This window comes from Pseudomonas sp. ACM7, from assembly GCF_004136015.1.
Lineage (GTDB): Bacteria > Pseudomonadota > Gammaproteobacteria > Pseudomonadales > Pseudomonadaceae > Aquipseudomonas > Aquipseudomonas frigoris.
The window spans coordinates 1,078,919-1,092,188 of sequence record NZ_CP024866.1 but is presented as its reverse complement, the minus strand read 5'-3'; the positions used below and the strand labels follow the sequence as shown (position 1 = coordinate 1,092,188).

The window sequence follows — 13,270 nt, the reverse complement described above, 5'->3', positions numbered from 1 at the left end:
CTGACAGTAGACGGGACGCATTCCTGACGGCTTGATGATCGGGTCAGCGCAATGGCGCGATTATCCCGATAAGGAGTGTTCCCATGTCTACGCTTGAAGTGTTGGAAAAACTGACGATCCCGAGCATGACGCCGGTCGAAGGTCAGGAGTATGAGGGTGAGGTGTCTTTACCCTCGGCTCCCGGTCTGCGGGCGTCTGTCCCTGGCAAACAGGGTTTGAGCGAAGGGGATCATCTTGAGGTGGTATGGGTCACCAAAGCAGGCACTGAAACAGTTTTTACGCATGAGATCACCGAGATTGAAGAAGTAAACCCTGTGCATTTCTATGTGAAGGAAACCTTCATCACACCGGGTTTGGTGACTACCTTTTATGAGGTTGTCAGAGACGACCGAATCTGGCGCTCCAAGCCGTTGATCATTATGGTCAAGTGATTCGAGCCTGGCAGATCACACCGGCAAGCTGAACGTAAACGTCGTGCCCTGTTGCCCGGTCGAGACCACGTCCAGTTTTCCGCCATGGGACTGCGAAATCTGACTGGCAATGTACAACCCCAACCCGAGGCCGGTCCGTGGTGTTCCGCTGACCGGTCGCGAGTAGGGCCGGAACAGATGTGGCAGCGCATCCTCGGTAATCAGCCCCTGATTGTTTACGCTCAGCACGAACTGTCCTTCATTGATCTGCGCGCTGATATCGATCGAGCCATCGGGATCGCCATGAGCAACCGCGTTCGCTACCAGATTGGAGAGTAACTGCGCGACCCGCTCGCGATCGCAATGAACGCTGTGCAGGTCGCCGATGGACGATTGAATGGTGCGGTCGGGATGGACGCTCTGAACCTCTGAAATCACATGCCGCAATGCATCCTCGAGATCCGGGCACGGCTCGATGTTCACGGGAATGCCACGAACCAGTGAGCCGCGAGCGAAATCCAGAACGTCATCGACCAGTTTGGTCGCACGACGGGCGCTGGTGAGGATGTGCCGGGCCCGTTGCTGATTCGCCGGATCGGGCAGTTTGCGCAGGAGCATTTCGGCACCGGCGCTGATGGCGAACAAGGGGTTGCGCAGGTCATGCCCGAGCACGGCGATGAACTGTTCGCGCAGTTCGGCGGCTTCGCGTTCCTGCCTCAGCGCTGCTTCGGTCTTTTGCAGGTTTTCTTCGGCCTCGATTTGCAGCGCCAGCATTCGGGCGAAGGATTCCATGGTGCTCTGGATCGTGCTGGATTTGAGTGGCGCAGGATTGGGGTCAAGAGCGCAGAGGGTGCCGAAAAAGCGTCCGTCGGTGCGGAAAATCGGCACGGAGATGTAGCTTTCGAACTGATAGCGGCGAGGTGTGTGGTGGTCGCGGTAGAGCGGGTCTTCACTGGCCTTGTCGATGACCACCGAATGATGCGTCTGACGAATTTCGTGGCACAGGGTCGTGACAAGATCCAGCTCACCGCCGACCTGCAAACCGAAATTCAGCTGATCGAGCACCGCACACGCCGTCCACGAGTCTTCGGTGACCCGGGCCACGGCGGCGAAGCGCAGCCCCGTCAGTTCACGGATCACTTGAAGAATCGCCGGCACTGCACTGATCCGACCGATCGTGGCGATGTCTGCTGCCGCTGCTTGCCCCATTTCAATCTACCCCTGCATGAACAGTGTGGTGGGATTCTAGCGGGCTGGCGCCGCGTTGGCGCGACTTGATTGCCTGAATCGGACATGCAAAAAAGCCGCACGATCCGAAAATCGTGCGGCTTATCGTGAGGCGATTACGTGTCTTGTTTGTTGCTCAGTACTTTGCCGGTTTTGGCATCCAGATCTACATCCCACTCAACATTTTTGGCGTCACGGATCTCCACTTGGTAGACATAAGCGCCAGTGGCGGTCTGTTCCAGTTCGGTATCGGTGATGTTTGCTGCGGTGGTGCCTGGATGCTGGGCGAGGGCTGCCTGGTTGAGTTTTTCCAGGTCCATGATGGTGCCCGCCTTGAGCAGACCCGGGATCAGGTCAGGACGGACATCGGCCTGGGCCAGGCCAGCGGTGAGAGTCAGGGCAGCGGCAGTGAACAGGGCAGTCAGGGTTTTCATGAGGTTCTATCCTTGGGTGATCTGTTTAAGTGGGATCAGGCTAACCGGCGCAACTTAATCCACCCTTAATTCACCGAACGTGACTGAGCGAAGATCGTTCCCTCGGTCATCAGTAACCGTTGTTCTGCAGCAACTGCGCAACACTGGCCGCCGCCGGGCGTTTGTAGAACTTGAGCAGTTCGCTGGCGCGGTTGGTGAAGATGCCGTCGACGCCGGCGTCCATGACTTTCTGGTAATCCACGGCATCGTCGATGGTGTAGACGTGCACCAACAAGCCCTGATCGTGGGTGTACTGGTTCATCCACGGTTGCACCAGGTCCGAGTAACTCTGATCACCACCCTTGGTCAGCGCGGCAGAAGGGCCGGTGCCGATCGCGCCCTGGGCTTTGGCGTATTCGACCCATTGCTGGAATTCGGCTTTGTCCTTCGGTTGCTGTTTGGCGTAGTAAGTGGCTTTGTCCTTGTCGCCGGACTCGGCAAACGTCACCTTGGATTTCGGCTCGATGCTGCCTTCACCGACCCATAGCAAGAGGATTTTCGGCACTTTCGGCATTTCCTTCTCGAGCAGTTCGAGGCTGCTCTTCTCGAAGGTTTGCAGCACGACTTTACCTTTGCCCTGGCCAACCGCCAGATCGCTCTTCGCCAATTTCGAACCCGCCGGGCTCAACCAGCCGCGGTCCTGGAGTTTTTCCTTGAGGTCGCGCTCGATCCCGGGAAACTGCTTCGGTTCTTTGGTTTCGATGTACAGACCAGGCTTGTGCAGCGGGTTGCCCTGGGCAATATCGATGATTTCGTCCAGCGTCAGAATTTTCAGACCGACGTACGCAGGACGTGCGCGATCCGGGTAGGCGGTGTTGAACCAGCTGCCGGCATCGAGGGTTTTCAGCTCGGCGAGGGTGAACTCGTTGGCCGGGCGGTCCTTGCGTTCAGGGAATTTGCTGGCGACGTCGGTGGTGCGTTGCAGGTTGTTGTCGTGCAGAGCAAAGAGCACGCCATCCTTGCTGCGTTGCAGGTCCATTTCCAGGTAATCGACCCCCAGATCGCGGGCCAGTTTGTAGGCGGCGGCGGTGGATTCCGGTGCATCGAACGACGCGCCACGGTGGGCGATCACAGCCGGATGCGGGATGCCCGTGCGGGTTGCCAATGCGGTGGGGCTTGGTTCGCTGGCGGCCTGTGCCTGGCCGAGGCCCAGCATCAGACTCAGCAACAGGGCGCTCTTGGTGAAGGTAACAGGCATGGTCGAGGTCCTTTCGCAGATTTTCAAAGACGTCTCTTTTAACAACTGATTGCCGCTTGCGCTATCGTCAGACCGACATAAACGTGTTTAAAGCAGATTTTTTCAGCGCTTTTGTGCGCTTCTTTGCAGTACTCTTGGCCCCGGCAGTTACCCCGGCAGAGGGAACGCCCATTCGCTTGCCCTGCGTGTAAACCATCGATCACCGGTCCTTCGCGACCTTCTGTGAGGTTTATCATGCGCATCACTTCCGAGCTCATCTGCCAGGCCGCCGACCAACTCAAAGGCTTCGTCGGCCTCAATCGCAAGACCGGCCACTACATCGTTCGTTTCAGCGAAGACGCCTTCGGCATGGACGTGGCGGATGACGGCATTATTCCCACCAGTGAATTCGTCTGGGCCCCAGATTCCGGGCAGGCCATGACGCTCAAGCGTGAGTTGATTCAGTTGTTGCTGGATCAGAACATCGATGACCGGATCAACATCACCGAGCCGTTGCGGGTGTACATGAATCGGCGGGACGTGCCGCAGATTTCGGCGGTTCGCAGTCTGGTGCAGAGCTGAGTTTTGCGGTGTTTGTGCTGGCCTCTTCGCGAGCAAGCCCGCTCCCACATGGGTTATGTGTCGATCACAAGACCAATGTGGGAGCGGGCTTGCTCGCGAAGGCGGACTGAAGAACGCCGCATCATTTACTGCTTGAACGCATACGCCCGCTCAACCTTGCACACCCGCGTATGACAAGACGAATACCAGGTCGACCGCCCGCGCTCGCGAATCTCACTGTGCTCGGGATGATGTTTCCACGCCAGGATCGCTGCTTCGCTGGCCCAGTAGGACACCGTAATCCCGAGCCCGTCCTCACCCCGAGCCGATTCCACACCCAGGAAACCAGGTTGCTCACGGGCCAGTTCGACCATGCGCCTGGCGGCCTGCTCGTAGCCGTGATCACCGTCGGTGCGCAGGGAGGTAAAAATCACCGCGTAGTAAGGCGCTGGCAGAGTCTTGGCGATCATGACTTCTGCCTCTTGCAGGCTGCGATCAACGCACGGACCAGCGGCGGCAGATTGCCTTTGAGCGCGGCGCGTTCAGGTTGGAACAGCGTCGCGACGAAGAACGGATGACCTTTGAGTTCCACCGCCCGCAAGTCGCCGGTTGAATCGTGTCCAACGGCGTACAGCTGTTGGGTCAACAACTCACGTTCGAACGCTGGATTAACGCCGTAGCGGCAGCGATATCCTTCGACAATCTCGGCGTTTTCGTACGCCTGGGCGATCAACGAGCCTTCAACCAGATGAATGCTGTCAACGGCCTCCACTAGCGAACAGGTCAGTGGCGTGAGCAGCGCTCGCGTCGCATCGGGCGATGTCTCGCCATGTTCGGCATCTTCCCAACCCAGGACATTTCGAGCGTATTCGAGTACGGCGTGTTGAAAACCGCCACAGGTGCCAAGGAACGGTCGCTGCTGTTCACGGGCAAAACGAATCGCCCGCAACGCACCGTCCATATCGTGGTAAGGGCTGGCAGGTACGCACCAGAAACCGTCGAAGCCAGCCAATGGCGCATCGGCGCTGATGCGGTCGGTGGCCAACCACTGGAGCTGCACGTCTGTGCCCGCCTGTTCGGCGGCCATGCTGAGGGCGATGGGGATGGCCTGGTGAGCGGTGACTTGCGGGTCGTAATCGCCGATCAAGGCGATGCGGATTGGGCGGGTTTCCATGAGTGCGCTCCACGCTTGTTGATTCCTGGCACCCACTATAGATTGGCGTTCACGCACTCAATATTGGCGTTATCCCAATTGATCAATGCACCGATGCACTATCGACTGGATTACCCCGACCTGTCCCTGATCCTCGCGCTGGTGCGCGGCGGTTCTCTGGCCCGGGCATCGACGCTGTTGAAGGTTGACGTCTCGACCGTATTTCGCGCCGTGCGCCGACTGGAAGCCGCGCTGGGCCAGCAACTGTTCGAAAAAAGCCGCGCCGGCTACTTGCCCAGCACCTTGGCGCAGACCCTGGCCGAGCAGGCTGAACGGGCCGAACAGGCGCTGGAGGCGGCGCGCATTGGTGTGGAGCAGGGCGGTGAAGTCATCAGCGGCACGGTGCGCCTGACCTGCACCGATTCGGTCTTGCAAGGCTTGCTGCTGCCGGCGCTGGCGCGGTTCATGCCCGGCTACCCGGCGTTGACCATCGAGCTGAGTACGTCCAACGACTTCGCCAACCTCAGCCGCCGGGATGCGGATATCGCCTTGCGCCTGACTCGCACACCGCCCGAACACCTGGTGGGCCGGCGATTGGCGGAGGTTTCCTATCGAGTCTGTGCCAGCGAGGCGTATCTGAAATCGGTCGATTCCGAAGACTTGGCTTCGCTGACCTGGATCGCCCCGGACGACTTCCTCCCCGATCACCCCACCGTCGTGTGGCGCCGTCAGCAGTTGCCCGGCGTCACACCGGGTTATCGCTGCAACAGCATGTTGTCGGTGACTGAGCTGGTGCGGGCCGGGCTCGGTGTCGCGGCATTGCCGGACTTCCTCATCGGTGAAGGGCTGCAACCGTTGAGCGAGCCGTTACACGGTTACGACACGGCGCTCTGGTTGCTGACCCGCCCGGACTGCCGCGCCTTGCGCTCGGTGGTGACGTTGTTCGATGAGTTGGGGCGGGCGCTTCGATTGCCTTGACCGAGCGCTAAACCTTCGGCTGATCCTTGCGCACGAAGTGCTGATGCATTTCCGAGGTCAGGCTTTCGATGCGTTCGGTGAGGGCCTTGGTCATTTCGGTAAGCCGGGTGTTTTGCTCGAGCAGTTCCAGCAGTTGCGCGGTGTTCTGCGCCGCTTGTGCCTGACGTTCACTGTTGGCCACGGCGAGGGATTCGCGGTGTAGCGCATCGGCTTCAGACTGGGCTTTGTCGCGTGCTGCCTGGCGGGTCTGGGCCAGCAGGATCAGCGGCGCGGCATAAGCCGCTTGCAGGCTGAATGCGAGGTTGAGCAGGATGAACGGGTAGAGGTCGAAGTGGGCCACGCCGAACAGATTGAGGCAAATCCATACCACCACGATCAGCGTCTGCGCTCCGAGAAAGGTCGGCGTGCCGAAGAACCGCGCGAAGGCCTCGGCGCGCAGGGCAAACTTGTCGTTGCCGAACGTGGGCGCCAGATGTGCGTGGGGGCGATGAAAGCGCAGGTGGTCGATGGGGAGGGCGGGTTGAGTGTCGGAAGTCGTGGTGGTCATGGTGCTCTCTGCATGGCGCTGGGACTGAGGCTCACTATAGCCCCAGCGCCAGTTTCATTCTGAAACACATTGCGGTGTTTTATTCAGAGCGACCTGTAATCGGTAAATCGGCAGACCTTGTCATTTATTGCAACTCGATTCAGAGCTGATAGCAGGCCAAAAACATGTCCAACGCCGACTCCACCACCGTGGTCTGCATTTCGGCTGACAGGCCGGGCAGGCCCATGGAAATCTGCGGCCAGAATGCAAAGGATTTGAGCATTCCCTGAATCTGTTGAGCGGCGAATTCGGGGGCCACCGGCTTCAAACGGCCATCAGTCTGAGCAGCGCGGATCCACACCGTCAGGCCCTCTTCGCGCTCACCCATTCGGGCGACCATATTCTGGGCGCGCTCGGGGGAATGGATGGTGGCGGCGATGGCCACTCGCGCCAGGTCGAGAAAATTGTCATCGCCCAGCATCTGCAATTTCGCCATCAGCATCCGGCGCATCTGGTCGCGCAGCGGCAGGTCAGGGTGGTAGGGCGTTTCCTGTTCTGACGTCACCCGCGCCCATAATTGATTGAGGATTTCGGCGAACAACTCTTCCTTGCTGGGGAAGTGGTTGTACACCGTGCGCTTCGACACGCCGGCGGTGGCGGCGATCTTGTCCATGCTGGTGATATCGAAACCGTTGGCACGGAATTCGGCAATCGCCGCCTGAATGATGGCTTCACGTTTTCGGTCAGTGAGGCGCTGTGGAGCTGTCATAAGTACGCTTCGGCAGGAAGAAGTGAGAATTACACTCGGCAGTTTACTTGTGATCGGCTTTGATGCAACCTAGAAACTACACTGTGCAGTGTAATGATTTGTTAATCCTGTGCAGTGAACAATAGAATCTCCGGCTGATGCGTGCGTGCCTTGGCCATTTATCGTCCCAAGCGGAAATCGCGAATTGTGCGGTTTTTCTGGAGTCATTCAGTCATGGCCACATCAACTTCCCCATCGGATAACGTCTCTACGCCTGAAGCTTCCCGTCAGGTAGAAGGGCTCTTTCGAAATCATGCGCTGGTAAAGCGCGAAGGTTTTCGCAAAACCCTGCGCATCATGTGGAACATGATCTTCCACAAACCGCACGACACCCGCCCGACGGCGCCTGTCCCGGTGCAAACCCTGACTCAGGCAGCGTTGATCGCTGCTCCCAACCACAGCGTTTACCGACTCGGTCATTCCACCGTACTGCTGAAACTGCGGGACAAATTCTGGATCACCGACCCGGTCTTTGCCGAGCGAGCCTCACCGGTGCAATGGGCCGGCCCGAAGCGCTTCCACCAGCCGCCTATCAGCCTCGAAGAGCTGCCGCCGATTGAAGCGGTGATCCTGTCCCACGATCACTACGACCACCTCGATTATCAAGCGGTGCTCAAACTGGCGGACAAGGCCCAGTACTTTCTGACGCCGCTGGGCGTGGGCGACACCCTGATCAAATGGGGCATCGATGCCAGCAAAGTCCGACAACTGGACTGGTGGCAGGGCACCGAGGTCGACGGTATTCAGTTCATCGCCACGCCTTCGCAGCACTTTTCCGGGCGCGGTCTGTTCGATGGCAACAGCACGCTGTGGGCCTCGTGGGTGATGATCGACGGCGACACGCGAATCTTCTTCAGCGGCGACAGCGGTTATTTCGATGGCTTCAAACGCATCGGTGAGCAATACGGCCCGTTCGACCTGACGCTCATGGAAACCGGTGCCTACAACGTCGAGTGGCCACATGTGCACATGCAACCGGAGCAAACCCTGCAAGCACACATCGACCTCAAAGGCCGCTGGTTACTGCCGATTCACAACGGCACCTTCGACCTGTCGATGCACGCCTGGTACGAACCCTTCGACCGCATTCTGGCGTTGGCCTGGGAGCGGAATGTTTCGATCACCACGCCGCAGATGGGTCAGGCGTTCAATGTGATGTATCCGCAGCGGGGTAGCACTTGGTGGTCGGAGATGGAAAACATTGGCGATCAGGTGGAGCCTCAGAACGCATAGCGTGTAAAACCGGGCTGAGCGTCTTAAGCGAAAACCACCTCAATACGGCCCTCTTTTCGTGATCGGGGGGCTGTCTTGATCACGATCTGCACGTCACGTCCGAGCAGGGAAAGGCATTCCATCATCTTGGCTTCACTGATGCCGCGAAACTTTCCGCGCAACATCTCAGAAAGCTTGGGTTGAGAGAGGCCCAAGATTTCTGACGCTTGAACTTGGGTCAAATGGCGAGCCTTGATGATCTCGCCAATTTTGGCCGCCAGTTGCGATTTGACTCGCATTTCATTGGCGTTGGGCGTCCCGAGGTCTTCATAGACGTTCCCGCTGCTCTCTTCGATTTCAATCATTTCCTGATCCTTTTGCGTGATCCTGCGCCGCTTGAAGTCTCTTTCTGATCAAATCGATGTCGCACTGCGTGGTTGTGATGCCCGTAGTCGACTTCTTCTGAAAGCAGTGCAGAACATAAATGGCATTACCAAAACGAACGGTATAAACGGCGCGATAGGTGTTCGTATTGAAGTCATCCACCATCTCAAGCACACCTGCACCTCCAAAACCCTTTAGAGGCTTCGCGTCGGGATGTTTTGCACCGCTTTGTGCCAGATCTAGTGCATGACCAAAAACATCTTGTACATCTGCGGGCATTTGCTTGAGGTCTTTCTTACTGCTGCTAACCCACAGGAGTGACTTCCTTGTACTCATGCGAAAATATACCTATATGGGAATAATCGTCAATCGATGATTTCTCACTCAACCATCGCATAATCCGCCCGCCCCACCGGATCAGGCGTAGACCCTCTCACATTCATCCCTCTCTCCGGCACAAACCCCGGGAAGAACACCAACCCCTCCGATTCAAACCGATATGCCAGTGCCAGCCGCGTAACATCCAGCACATCGCGTTCATCCTCAAATCGCTGAATAGCGTCAACCGAAACCCCGGATTCCCGAGACAACTCCTCCACACTCCAGCCCAGCATCGCTCGGGCCTGAGCGCAATGTGCGGGGGTGAATTGGAAAAGGGCGATACGTTCCAGGGTGATTTTCATCGCAAGAGAGGCCATGGTGTTCTCCGGGCTCAAGAGTGCTGGTTCAAAATATACTGTGTTTTTGTACAGTTGTTTTAAGCCCGAATCAAACTCATTTTTTGATCGGTTCTATTTTTCCTCTCAGGCAGGAGCGTTGGACCGACTACGCTATTTTTAGGCGGCTCCTGAAAGCTCAATGGGTTTTCAACACCCGTCAGCGGCAATGTTTGAACGTCAGCTTTCTGATTTTCAATACAAGGAAAGGTGGCGTTTCAGAGGCTGTGCGCCACAGCGTTATGCAGGGAAGGGAATCATGAAAAGACTACGTCTGCTATGTACCCTGATCGGTTTTACAAGTCTGCCCGTCCTGGCCGATATGGCATCGTCAAACAAAGATGCCTTTGTGACCAACCTGATGAATCAGATGACCCTGGAAGAAAAAGTCGGCCAACTGCGGCTGATCGCTATTGATGAAAAGATGACTCCCGAAAGGATGTGCCAAGAAATCACTGCCGGGCGCATTGGGGGTACGTACGGCTCTGTGAGCCGTTACGTAAACCGACCCATGCAGGACGCGGCTCAACAAAGCCGCCTGAAAATACCGATGTTTTTCGGCTGGGACGTGATACACGGCCATCGAACCATTTTTCCCATTGGCCTGGCGTTGGCCTCCAGCTGGGATATGGATGCCATCGAGTTGAGCGGTCGAACGGCGGCGAAAGAAGCCAGTGCGGACGGTATCGATTTGACCTTTGCACCGATGATAGATATCGCCCGTGATCCGCGTTGGGGGCGCACCTCCGAAGGCTTCGGTGAAGACACCTATCTGGTTTCGCGCATTGCCAAAACGATGGTTCAGGCCTACCAGGGCAAAAACCTGAATGCACCCGACAGCATCATGGCCAGCGCCAAACACTTCGCGTTGTATGGTGCTGTCGAGGGTGGACGCGACTACAACAGCGTCGACATGGGCCTGGCCAGGATGTACCAGGACTACCTGCCACCTTATCGTTCGGCGATTGAGGGTGGCGCGGGAGCGATGATGGCAGCGCTTAACTCGATAAATGGCGTGCCAGCAGCTGCCAATGCATGGTTGATGCAAGACCTGCTTCGCAAAGCATGGGGCTTCAAGGGGCTGGTCATCAGCGACCATAACGGGATAACCGATCTGGTTCAGCATGGCGTTGCGAAGAATCACCGCGAAGCGGCCAGGCTCGCGATCAGGGCCGGTATTGATATGAGCATGAACGACTCCTCTTATGGCCCGGAGCTACCCGGGCTGCTTGAGTCTGGCGCTGTTTCCCAGAGCAATATCGATAACGCCGTGCGGGAAGTCCTGGGGGCCAAGTACGACATGGGGCTGTTCGAAGACCCTTACCGGCGCATCGGCGTTGCCGGTGAAGACCCCGCTGATAACAATGCCGAAAACCGTCTGCACAGAGCGCAGGCCCGTGAGGTGGCACGCAAGACATTGGTGCTGCTGAAGAATGAAAACGGGCTCTTGCCACTAAAGAAAGAGGGCGTGATCGCACTCATAGGCCCGTTGGCAAAAAGTACCGTCGACATCATGGGCAGTTGGTCCGCAAGCGGCGTGCCCTCGCAATCGGTGACGATCTACGACGGGCTGAAAAGCGCAATGAACCAAGGTTCGCTGATCTATGCCCGAGGCGCCAATCTCACGGAAGATCCGGAGGTTGTTAAATATCTGGGAGTGGCCGAAATCGAGAACGACGCTCGGCCGGCAGTAGAAATGATTGACGAAGCGGTCAAGGCTGCACAGCAAGCCGATGTTGTGATTGCAGTGGTGGGCGAGCCCCGCAGTATGTCTCATGAAGCGGCCAGTCGAACCAGCCTCGATCTGCCGGGGCGCCAGAGTGAATTGATCGCCGCCCTGAAAGCCACCGGCAAGCCGCTGATACTGGTATTGATGAACGGCCGGCCACTTTCCATCGGCAAGGAGCAGAAACAGGCCGATGCGATTCTGGAAACCTGGTACAGCGGCTCCGAGGGAGGCAACGCCGTTGCCGATGTATTGTTTGGTGACTACAACCCGTCCGGCAAGTTACCCATCACCTTTCCACGCTCCGTGGGGCAGATCCCGATTTACTACAGCCACTTGAACACCGGCCGCCCCTACCTGCCGGGTGCGCCTCGCAACTACACATCTCAATATTTCGATCAATCCGATGGTCCGCTTTATCCCTTCGGCTATGGACTGAGCTATACCGACTTCAGCCTGACTGACATGGCCCTGTCTTCGACCACACTGAACAAAACCGACAAGCTCGTCGCCAGCGTCATCGTGAAGAATACCGGCCAGCGCGACGGCGAAACGGTGGTTCAGCTGTATATCCGCGATGTCGTTGGCTCCCTCAGCCGTCCGGTCAAAGAACTGAAGAACTTTCAAAAAATCATGCTCAAGGCAGGAGAAGAGAAAGCGGTCCACTTCAGCATTGATGAGAACGACTTGAAGTTCTTCAACGCTCAGTTGGAATACGCCGCCGAGCCGGGCGAGTTCCGGGTGCAGATCGGTCTGGATTCTCAGGATGTGAAGGAGCAGAGTTTTGAGTTGCTTTAAGGTCGAGGCGTTAGCGGCAGTGGCTAATGCCAGTCAGTTGAACCGTTATGCGATCTGTAGCAGCTGGCGAAGCCTGCGTTCGGCTGCGTAGCAGTCGTAAAACCAGAGATTGCGGTGCATCAGGCAGACCGCGTCAGTCGGATTCACGACTGCTTCGCCCGAGCGCGGGCCGAGCCGAACGCAGGCTTCGCCAGCTGCTACAAAGTGTGCGTCGCGGCTGAAATTGCTTAACTGACTGGTATTAACGGCAGCGGCCTCTCTTTTTTGGGCTGACTACTTCGCCCCCTCCAACCAGACGGACGGTGCCTGCCCCAGTACGCGGCGGAACATTGTCGAGAACGCAGCGGGGCTGTCATAGCCAAAATCCAGGGCAATCCGCGTCACCGGTTCGCCGGCCACCAGCCGCGCCAGAGCCAGCACCACGCAAGCCCGCTGCCGCCATTGACTGAAACTCAGACCCGTCTGCTGGCGAAATAGGCGATTGAAGGTGCGCAGGCTGATGTGCAACTGATCGGCCCATTGCTGTAGCGACTGATGAGCGTCGGGCCGCTGCACAAAGCCCTGGCACAACGCGAGCAGCCGCGCATCGACGGGCAGCGGAATGTGCAACGGCAGGTGAGTGCTGCGCGCCAGTTCATGCAGCAGCAAGCCGATCAGCGTACCGTCGCGCCCGCGCTCGTCATACGCCAGCGGGATCTCCACCGCCTCCATCAGCAAATGCCGCATCAACGGCGAAACGCTGATCACCTGGCAGCGATCCCCCAGATCCACCGCGCCCGGCTCGATATACAAACTGCGGGTACTCACCCCCAGCATCAGCACTTCATGCGCCACCCCCGCCGGAATCCATACCGCCCGCTGCGGCGGTACTACCCAATTGCCGTCGTGCGTGCTGACCTGCATCACCCCGGTGGCGCCGTATAACAATTGCGCCCGCCGATGGGTATGACGAGGCAACAAATGGCCGTGGGAATAATCCGTACCGATGGCCACCACCGGCCGTGGCGTGTGGTCCAGCAGATCAATCGAAACATTGCGCATCGAGCAGTCCCAGCGGTTGGCGTAAACGCGAACATTATTGGCTGACTTGCTGAGGCAGGCCAAGGCGCATCGTTCTATCG

The 13,270-nt window shown here is 57.8% G+C and carries 16 protein-coding genes; 5 read left to right on the top strand and 11 right to left on the bottom strand.

Annotated features, from left to right (window positions below; translation table 11 throughout):
* Positions 1-83: 83 nt before the first annotated feature.
* A complete protein-coding gene (locus CUN63_RS05295; protein WP_129437702.1) occupies positions 84-431 on the top strand; it encodes a hypothetical protein in 348 nt (115 codons plus the stop codon).
* A 15-nt stretch (positions 432-446) separates the two neighbouring features.
* On the opposite strand, the gene CUN63_RS05290 is transcribed toward CUN63_RS05295, so the two are convergent.
* The 3 genes from CUN63_RS05290 to CUN63_RS05280 form a co-directional block, all read right to left on the bottom strand.
* On the bottom strand, positions 447-1,619 hold the full coding sequence (locus tag CUN63_RS05290; protein WP_129437700.1) for a GAF domain-containing sensor histidine kinase: 1,173 nt from the start codon (positions 1,617-1,619) through the stop codon (positions 447-449).
* Between the two features lie 134 nt (positions 1,620-1,753).
* A complete protein-coding gene (locus CUN63_RS05285; protein WP_129437698.1) occupies positions 1,754-2,071 on the bottom strand; it encodes a PepSY domain-containing protein in 318 nt (105 codons plus the stop codon).
* Positions 2,072-2,180: 109 nt separating this feature from the next.
* Entirely contained in the window at positions 2,181-3,308 is a 1,128-nt protein-coding gene (locus tag CUN63_RS05280) for a glycerophosphodiester phosphodiesterase (protein WP_129437696.1), read from the bottom strand.
* Between the two features lie 234 nt (positions 3,309-3,542).
* Here CUN63_RS05280 and CUN63_RS05275 point away from each other — a divergent pair, with 234 nt between their 5' ends.
* Positions 3,543-3,869: a DUF2025 family protein gene (locus CUN63_RS05275; RefSeq protein WP_129437694.1), complete on the top strand. Its 327-nt coding sequence runs from the start codon at positions 3,543-3,545 to the stop codon at positions 3,867-3,869.
* A gap of 125 nt (positions 3,870-3,994) precedes the next feature.
* Here the strand turns inward: CUN63_RS05275 and CUN63_RS05270 are convergent, their stop codons facing one another.
* Together CUN63_RS05270 and CUN63_RS05265 are read right to left on the bottom strand one after the other, a co-directional pair.
* Complete coding sequence (locus tag CUN63_RS05270) at positions 3,995-4,318, bottom strand: antibiotic biosynthesis monooxygenase (RefSeq protein ID WP_129437692.1); 324 nt, start codon at positions 4,316-4,318, stop codon at positions 3,995-3,997.
* The gene (locus tag CUN63_RS05265) at positions 4,315-5,022 is read right to left on the bottom strand and encodes a CTP synthase (protein ID WP_129437690.1); all 708 of its coding nucleotides are present in this window, start codon (positions 5,020-5,022) and stop codon (positions 4,315-4,317) included. Before CUN63_RS05265 ends, CUN63_RS05270 begins: the two co-directional genes overlap by 4 nt.
* A gap of 15 nt (positions 5,023-5,037) precedes the next feature.
* Here CUN63_RS05265 and CUN63_RS05260 point away from each other — a divergent pair, with 15 nt between their 5' ends.
* Positions 5,038-5,979, top strand: a complete 942-nt coding sequence (locus tag CUN63_RS05260; protein WP_129437688.1) for a LysR family transcriptional regulator — start codon at positions 5,038-5,040, stop codon at positions 5,977-5,979.
* Positions 5,980-5,986: 7 nt separating this feature from the next.
* Here CUN63_RS05260 and CUN63_RS05255 read toward each other — a convergent pair whose 3' ends face one another.
* On the bottom strand, positions 5,987-6,526 hold the full coding sequence (locus CUN63_RS05255; RefSeq protein ID WP_129437686.1) for a DUF1003 domain-containing protein: 540 nt from the start codon (positions 6,524-6,526) through the stop codon (positions 5,987-5,989).
* 139 nt (positions 6,527-6,665) lie between these two features.
* Complete coding sequence (locus CUN63_RS05250) at positions 6,666-7,274, bottom strand: TetR/AcrR family transcriptional regulator (RefSeq protein WP_129437684.1); 609 nt, start codon at positions 7,272-7,274, stop codon at positions 6,666-6,668.
* A gap of 213 nt (positions 7,275-7,487) precedes the next feature.
* Here CUN63_RS05250 and CUN63_RS05245 point away from each other — a divergent pair, with 213 nt between their 5' ends.
* Entirely contained in the window at positions 7,488-8,546 is a 1,059-nt protein-coding gene (locus CUN63_RS05245) for an MBL fold metallo-hydrolase (RefSeq protein ID WP_129437682.1), read from the top strand.
* 23 nt (positions 8,547-8,569) lie between these two features.
* Here the strand turns inward: CUN63_RS05245 and CUN63_RS05240 are convergent, their stop codons facing one another.
* From CUN63_RS05240 to CUN63_RS05230, 3 genes are read right to left on the bottom strand one after another with little or no spacing between them, the layout of a single operon-like run.
* Positions 8,570-8,890 (bottom strand): helix-turn-helix domain-containing protein, encoded by a 321-nt coding sequence (locus CUN63_RS05240; RefSeq protein WP_129437680.1) that lies wholly within the window; start codon positions 8,888-8,890, stop codon positions 8,570-8,572.
* Positions 8,883-9,245 carry a type II toxin-antitoxin system RelE/ParE family toxin gene (locus CUN63_RS05235; RefSeq protein WP_129437678.1) on the bottom strand — a complete coding sequence of 121 codons (363 nt, stop codon included), beginning with the start codon at positions 9,243-9,245 and terminating at the stop codon, positions 8,883-8,885. The genes CUN63_RS05240 and CUN63_RS05235 overlap by 8 nt, the downstream gene beginning before the upstream one ends.
* Positions 9,246-9,289: 44 nt before the next feature.
* Positions 9,290-9,607: a helix-turn-helix transcriptional regulator gene (locus CUN63_RS05230; protein ID WP_129437676.1), complete on the bottom strand. Its 318-nt coding sequence runs from the start codon at positions 9,605-9,607 to the stop codon at positions 9,290-9,292.
* Between the two features lie 277 nt (positions 9,608-9,884).
* Here CUN63_RS05230 and bglX point away from each other — a divergent pair, with 277 nt between their 5' ends.
* A complete protein-coding gene (gene bglX / locus CUN63_RS05225; protein ID WP_129445059.1) occupies positions 9,885-12,149 on the top strand; it encodes a beta-glucosidase BglX in 2,265 nt (754 codons plus the stop codon).
* Between the two features lie 273 nt (positions 12,150-12,422).
* Here bglX and CUN63_RS05220 read toward each other — a convergent pair whose 3' ends face one another.
* Entirely contained in the window at positions 12,423-13,190 is a 768-nt protein-coding gene (locus tag CUN63_RS05220) for a helix-turn-helix domain-containing protein (protein WP_129437674.1), read from the bottom strand.
* Positions 13,191-13,270: the final 80 nt, after the last annotated feature.

Bases quoted from the DNA above. Each gene is read 5' to 3' on its own strand.
- CUN63_RS05270 (WP_129437692.1), bottom strand. From the start codon at position 4,318: ATGATCGCCAAGACTCTGCCAGCGCCTTACTACGCGGTGATTTTTACC.
- CUN63_RS05240 (WP_129437680.1), bottom strand. From the start codon at position 8,890: ATGATTGAAATCGAAGAGAGCAGCGGGAACGTCTATGAAGACCTCGGG.
- CUN63_RS05295 (WP_129437702.1), top strand. From the start codon at position 84: ATGTCTACGCTTGAAGTGTTGGAAAAACTGACGATCCCGAGCATGACG.
- CUN63_RS05290 (WP_129437700.1), bottom strand. From the start codon at position 1,619: ATGGGGCAAGCAGCGGCAGCAGACATCGCCACGATCGGTCGGATCAGT.
- CUN63_RS05275 (WP_129437694.1), top strand. From the start codon at position 3,543: ATGCGCATCACTTCCGAGCTCATCTGCCAGGCCGCCGACCAACTCAAA.
- CUN63_RS05235 (WP_129437678.1), bottom strand. From the start codon at position 9,245: ATGAGTACAAGGAAGTCACTCCTGTGGGTTAGCAGCAGTAAGAAAGAC.
- CUN63_RS05255 (WP_129437686.1), bottom strand. From the start codon at position 6,526: ATGACCACCACGACTTCCGACACTCAACCCGCCCTCCCCATCGACCAC.
- CUN63_RS05250 (WP_129437684.1), bottom strand. From the start codon at position 7,274: ATGACAGCTCCACAGCGCCTCACTGACCGAAAACGTGAAGCCATCATT.
- CUN63_RS05280 (WP_129437696.1), bottom strand. From the start codon at position 3,308: ATGCCTGTTACCTTCACCAAGAGCGCCCTGTTGCTGAGTCTGATGCTG.
- CUN63_RS05245 (WP_129437682.1), top strand. From the start codon at position 7,488: ATGGCCACATCAACTTCCCCATCGGATAACGTCTCTACGCCTGAAGCT.
- CUN63_RS05265 (WP_129437690.1), bottom strand. From the start codon at position 5,022: ATGGAAACCCGCCCAATCCGCATCGCCTTGATCGGCGATTACGACCCG.
- CUN63_RS05230 (WP_129437676.1), bottom strand. From the start codon at position 9,607: ATGGCCTCTCTTGCGATGAAAATCACCCTGGAACGTATCGCCCTTTTC.
- CUN63_RS05285 (WP_129437698.1), bottom strand. From the start codon at position 2,071: ATGAAAACCCTGACTGCCCTGTTCACTGCCGCTGCCCTGACTCTCACC.
- CUN63_RS05220 (WP_129437674.1), bottom strand. From the start codon at position 13,190: ATGCGCAATGTTTCGATTGATCTGCTGGACCACACGCCACGGCCGGTG.
- bglX (WP_129445059.1), top strand. From the start codon at position 9,885: ATGAAAAGACTACGTCTGCTATGTACCCTGATCGGTTTTACAAGTCTG.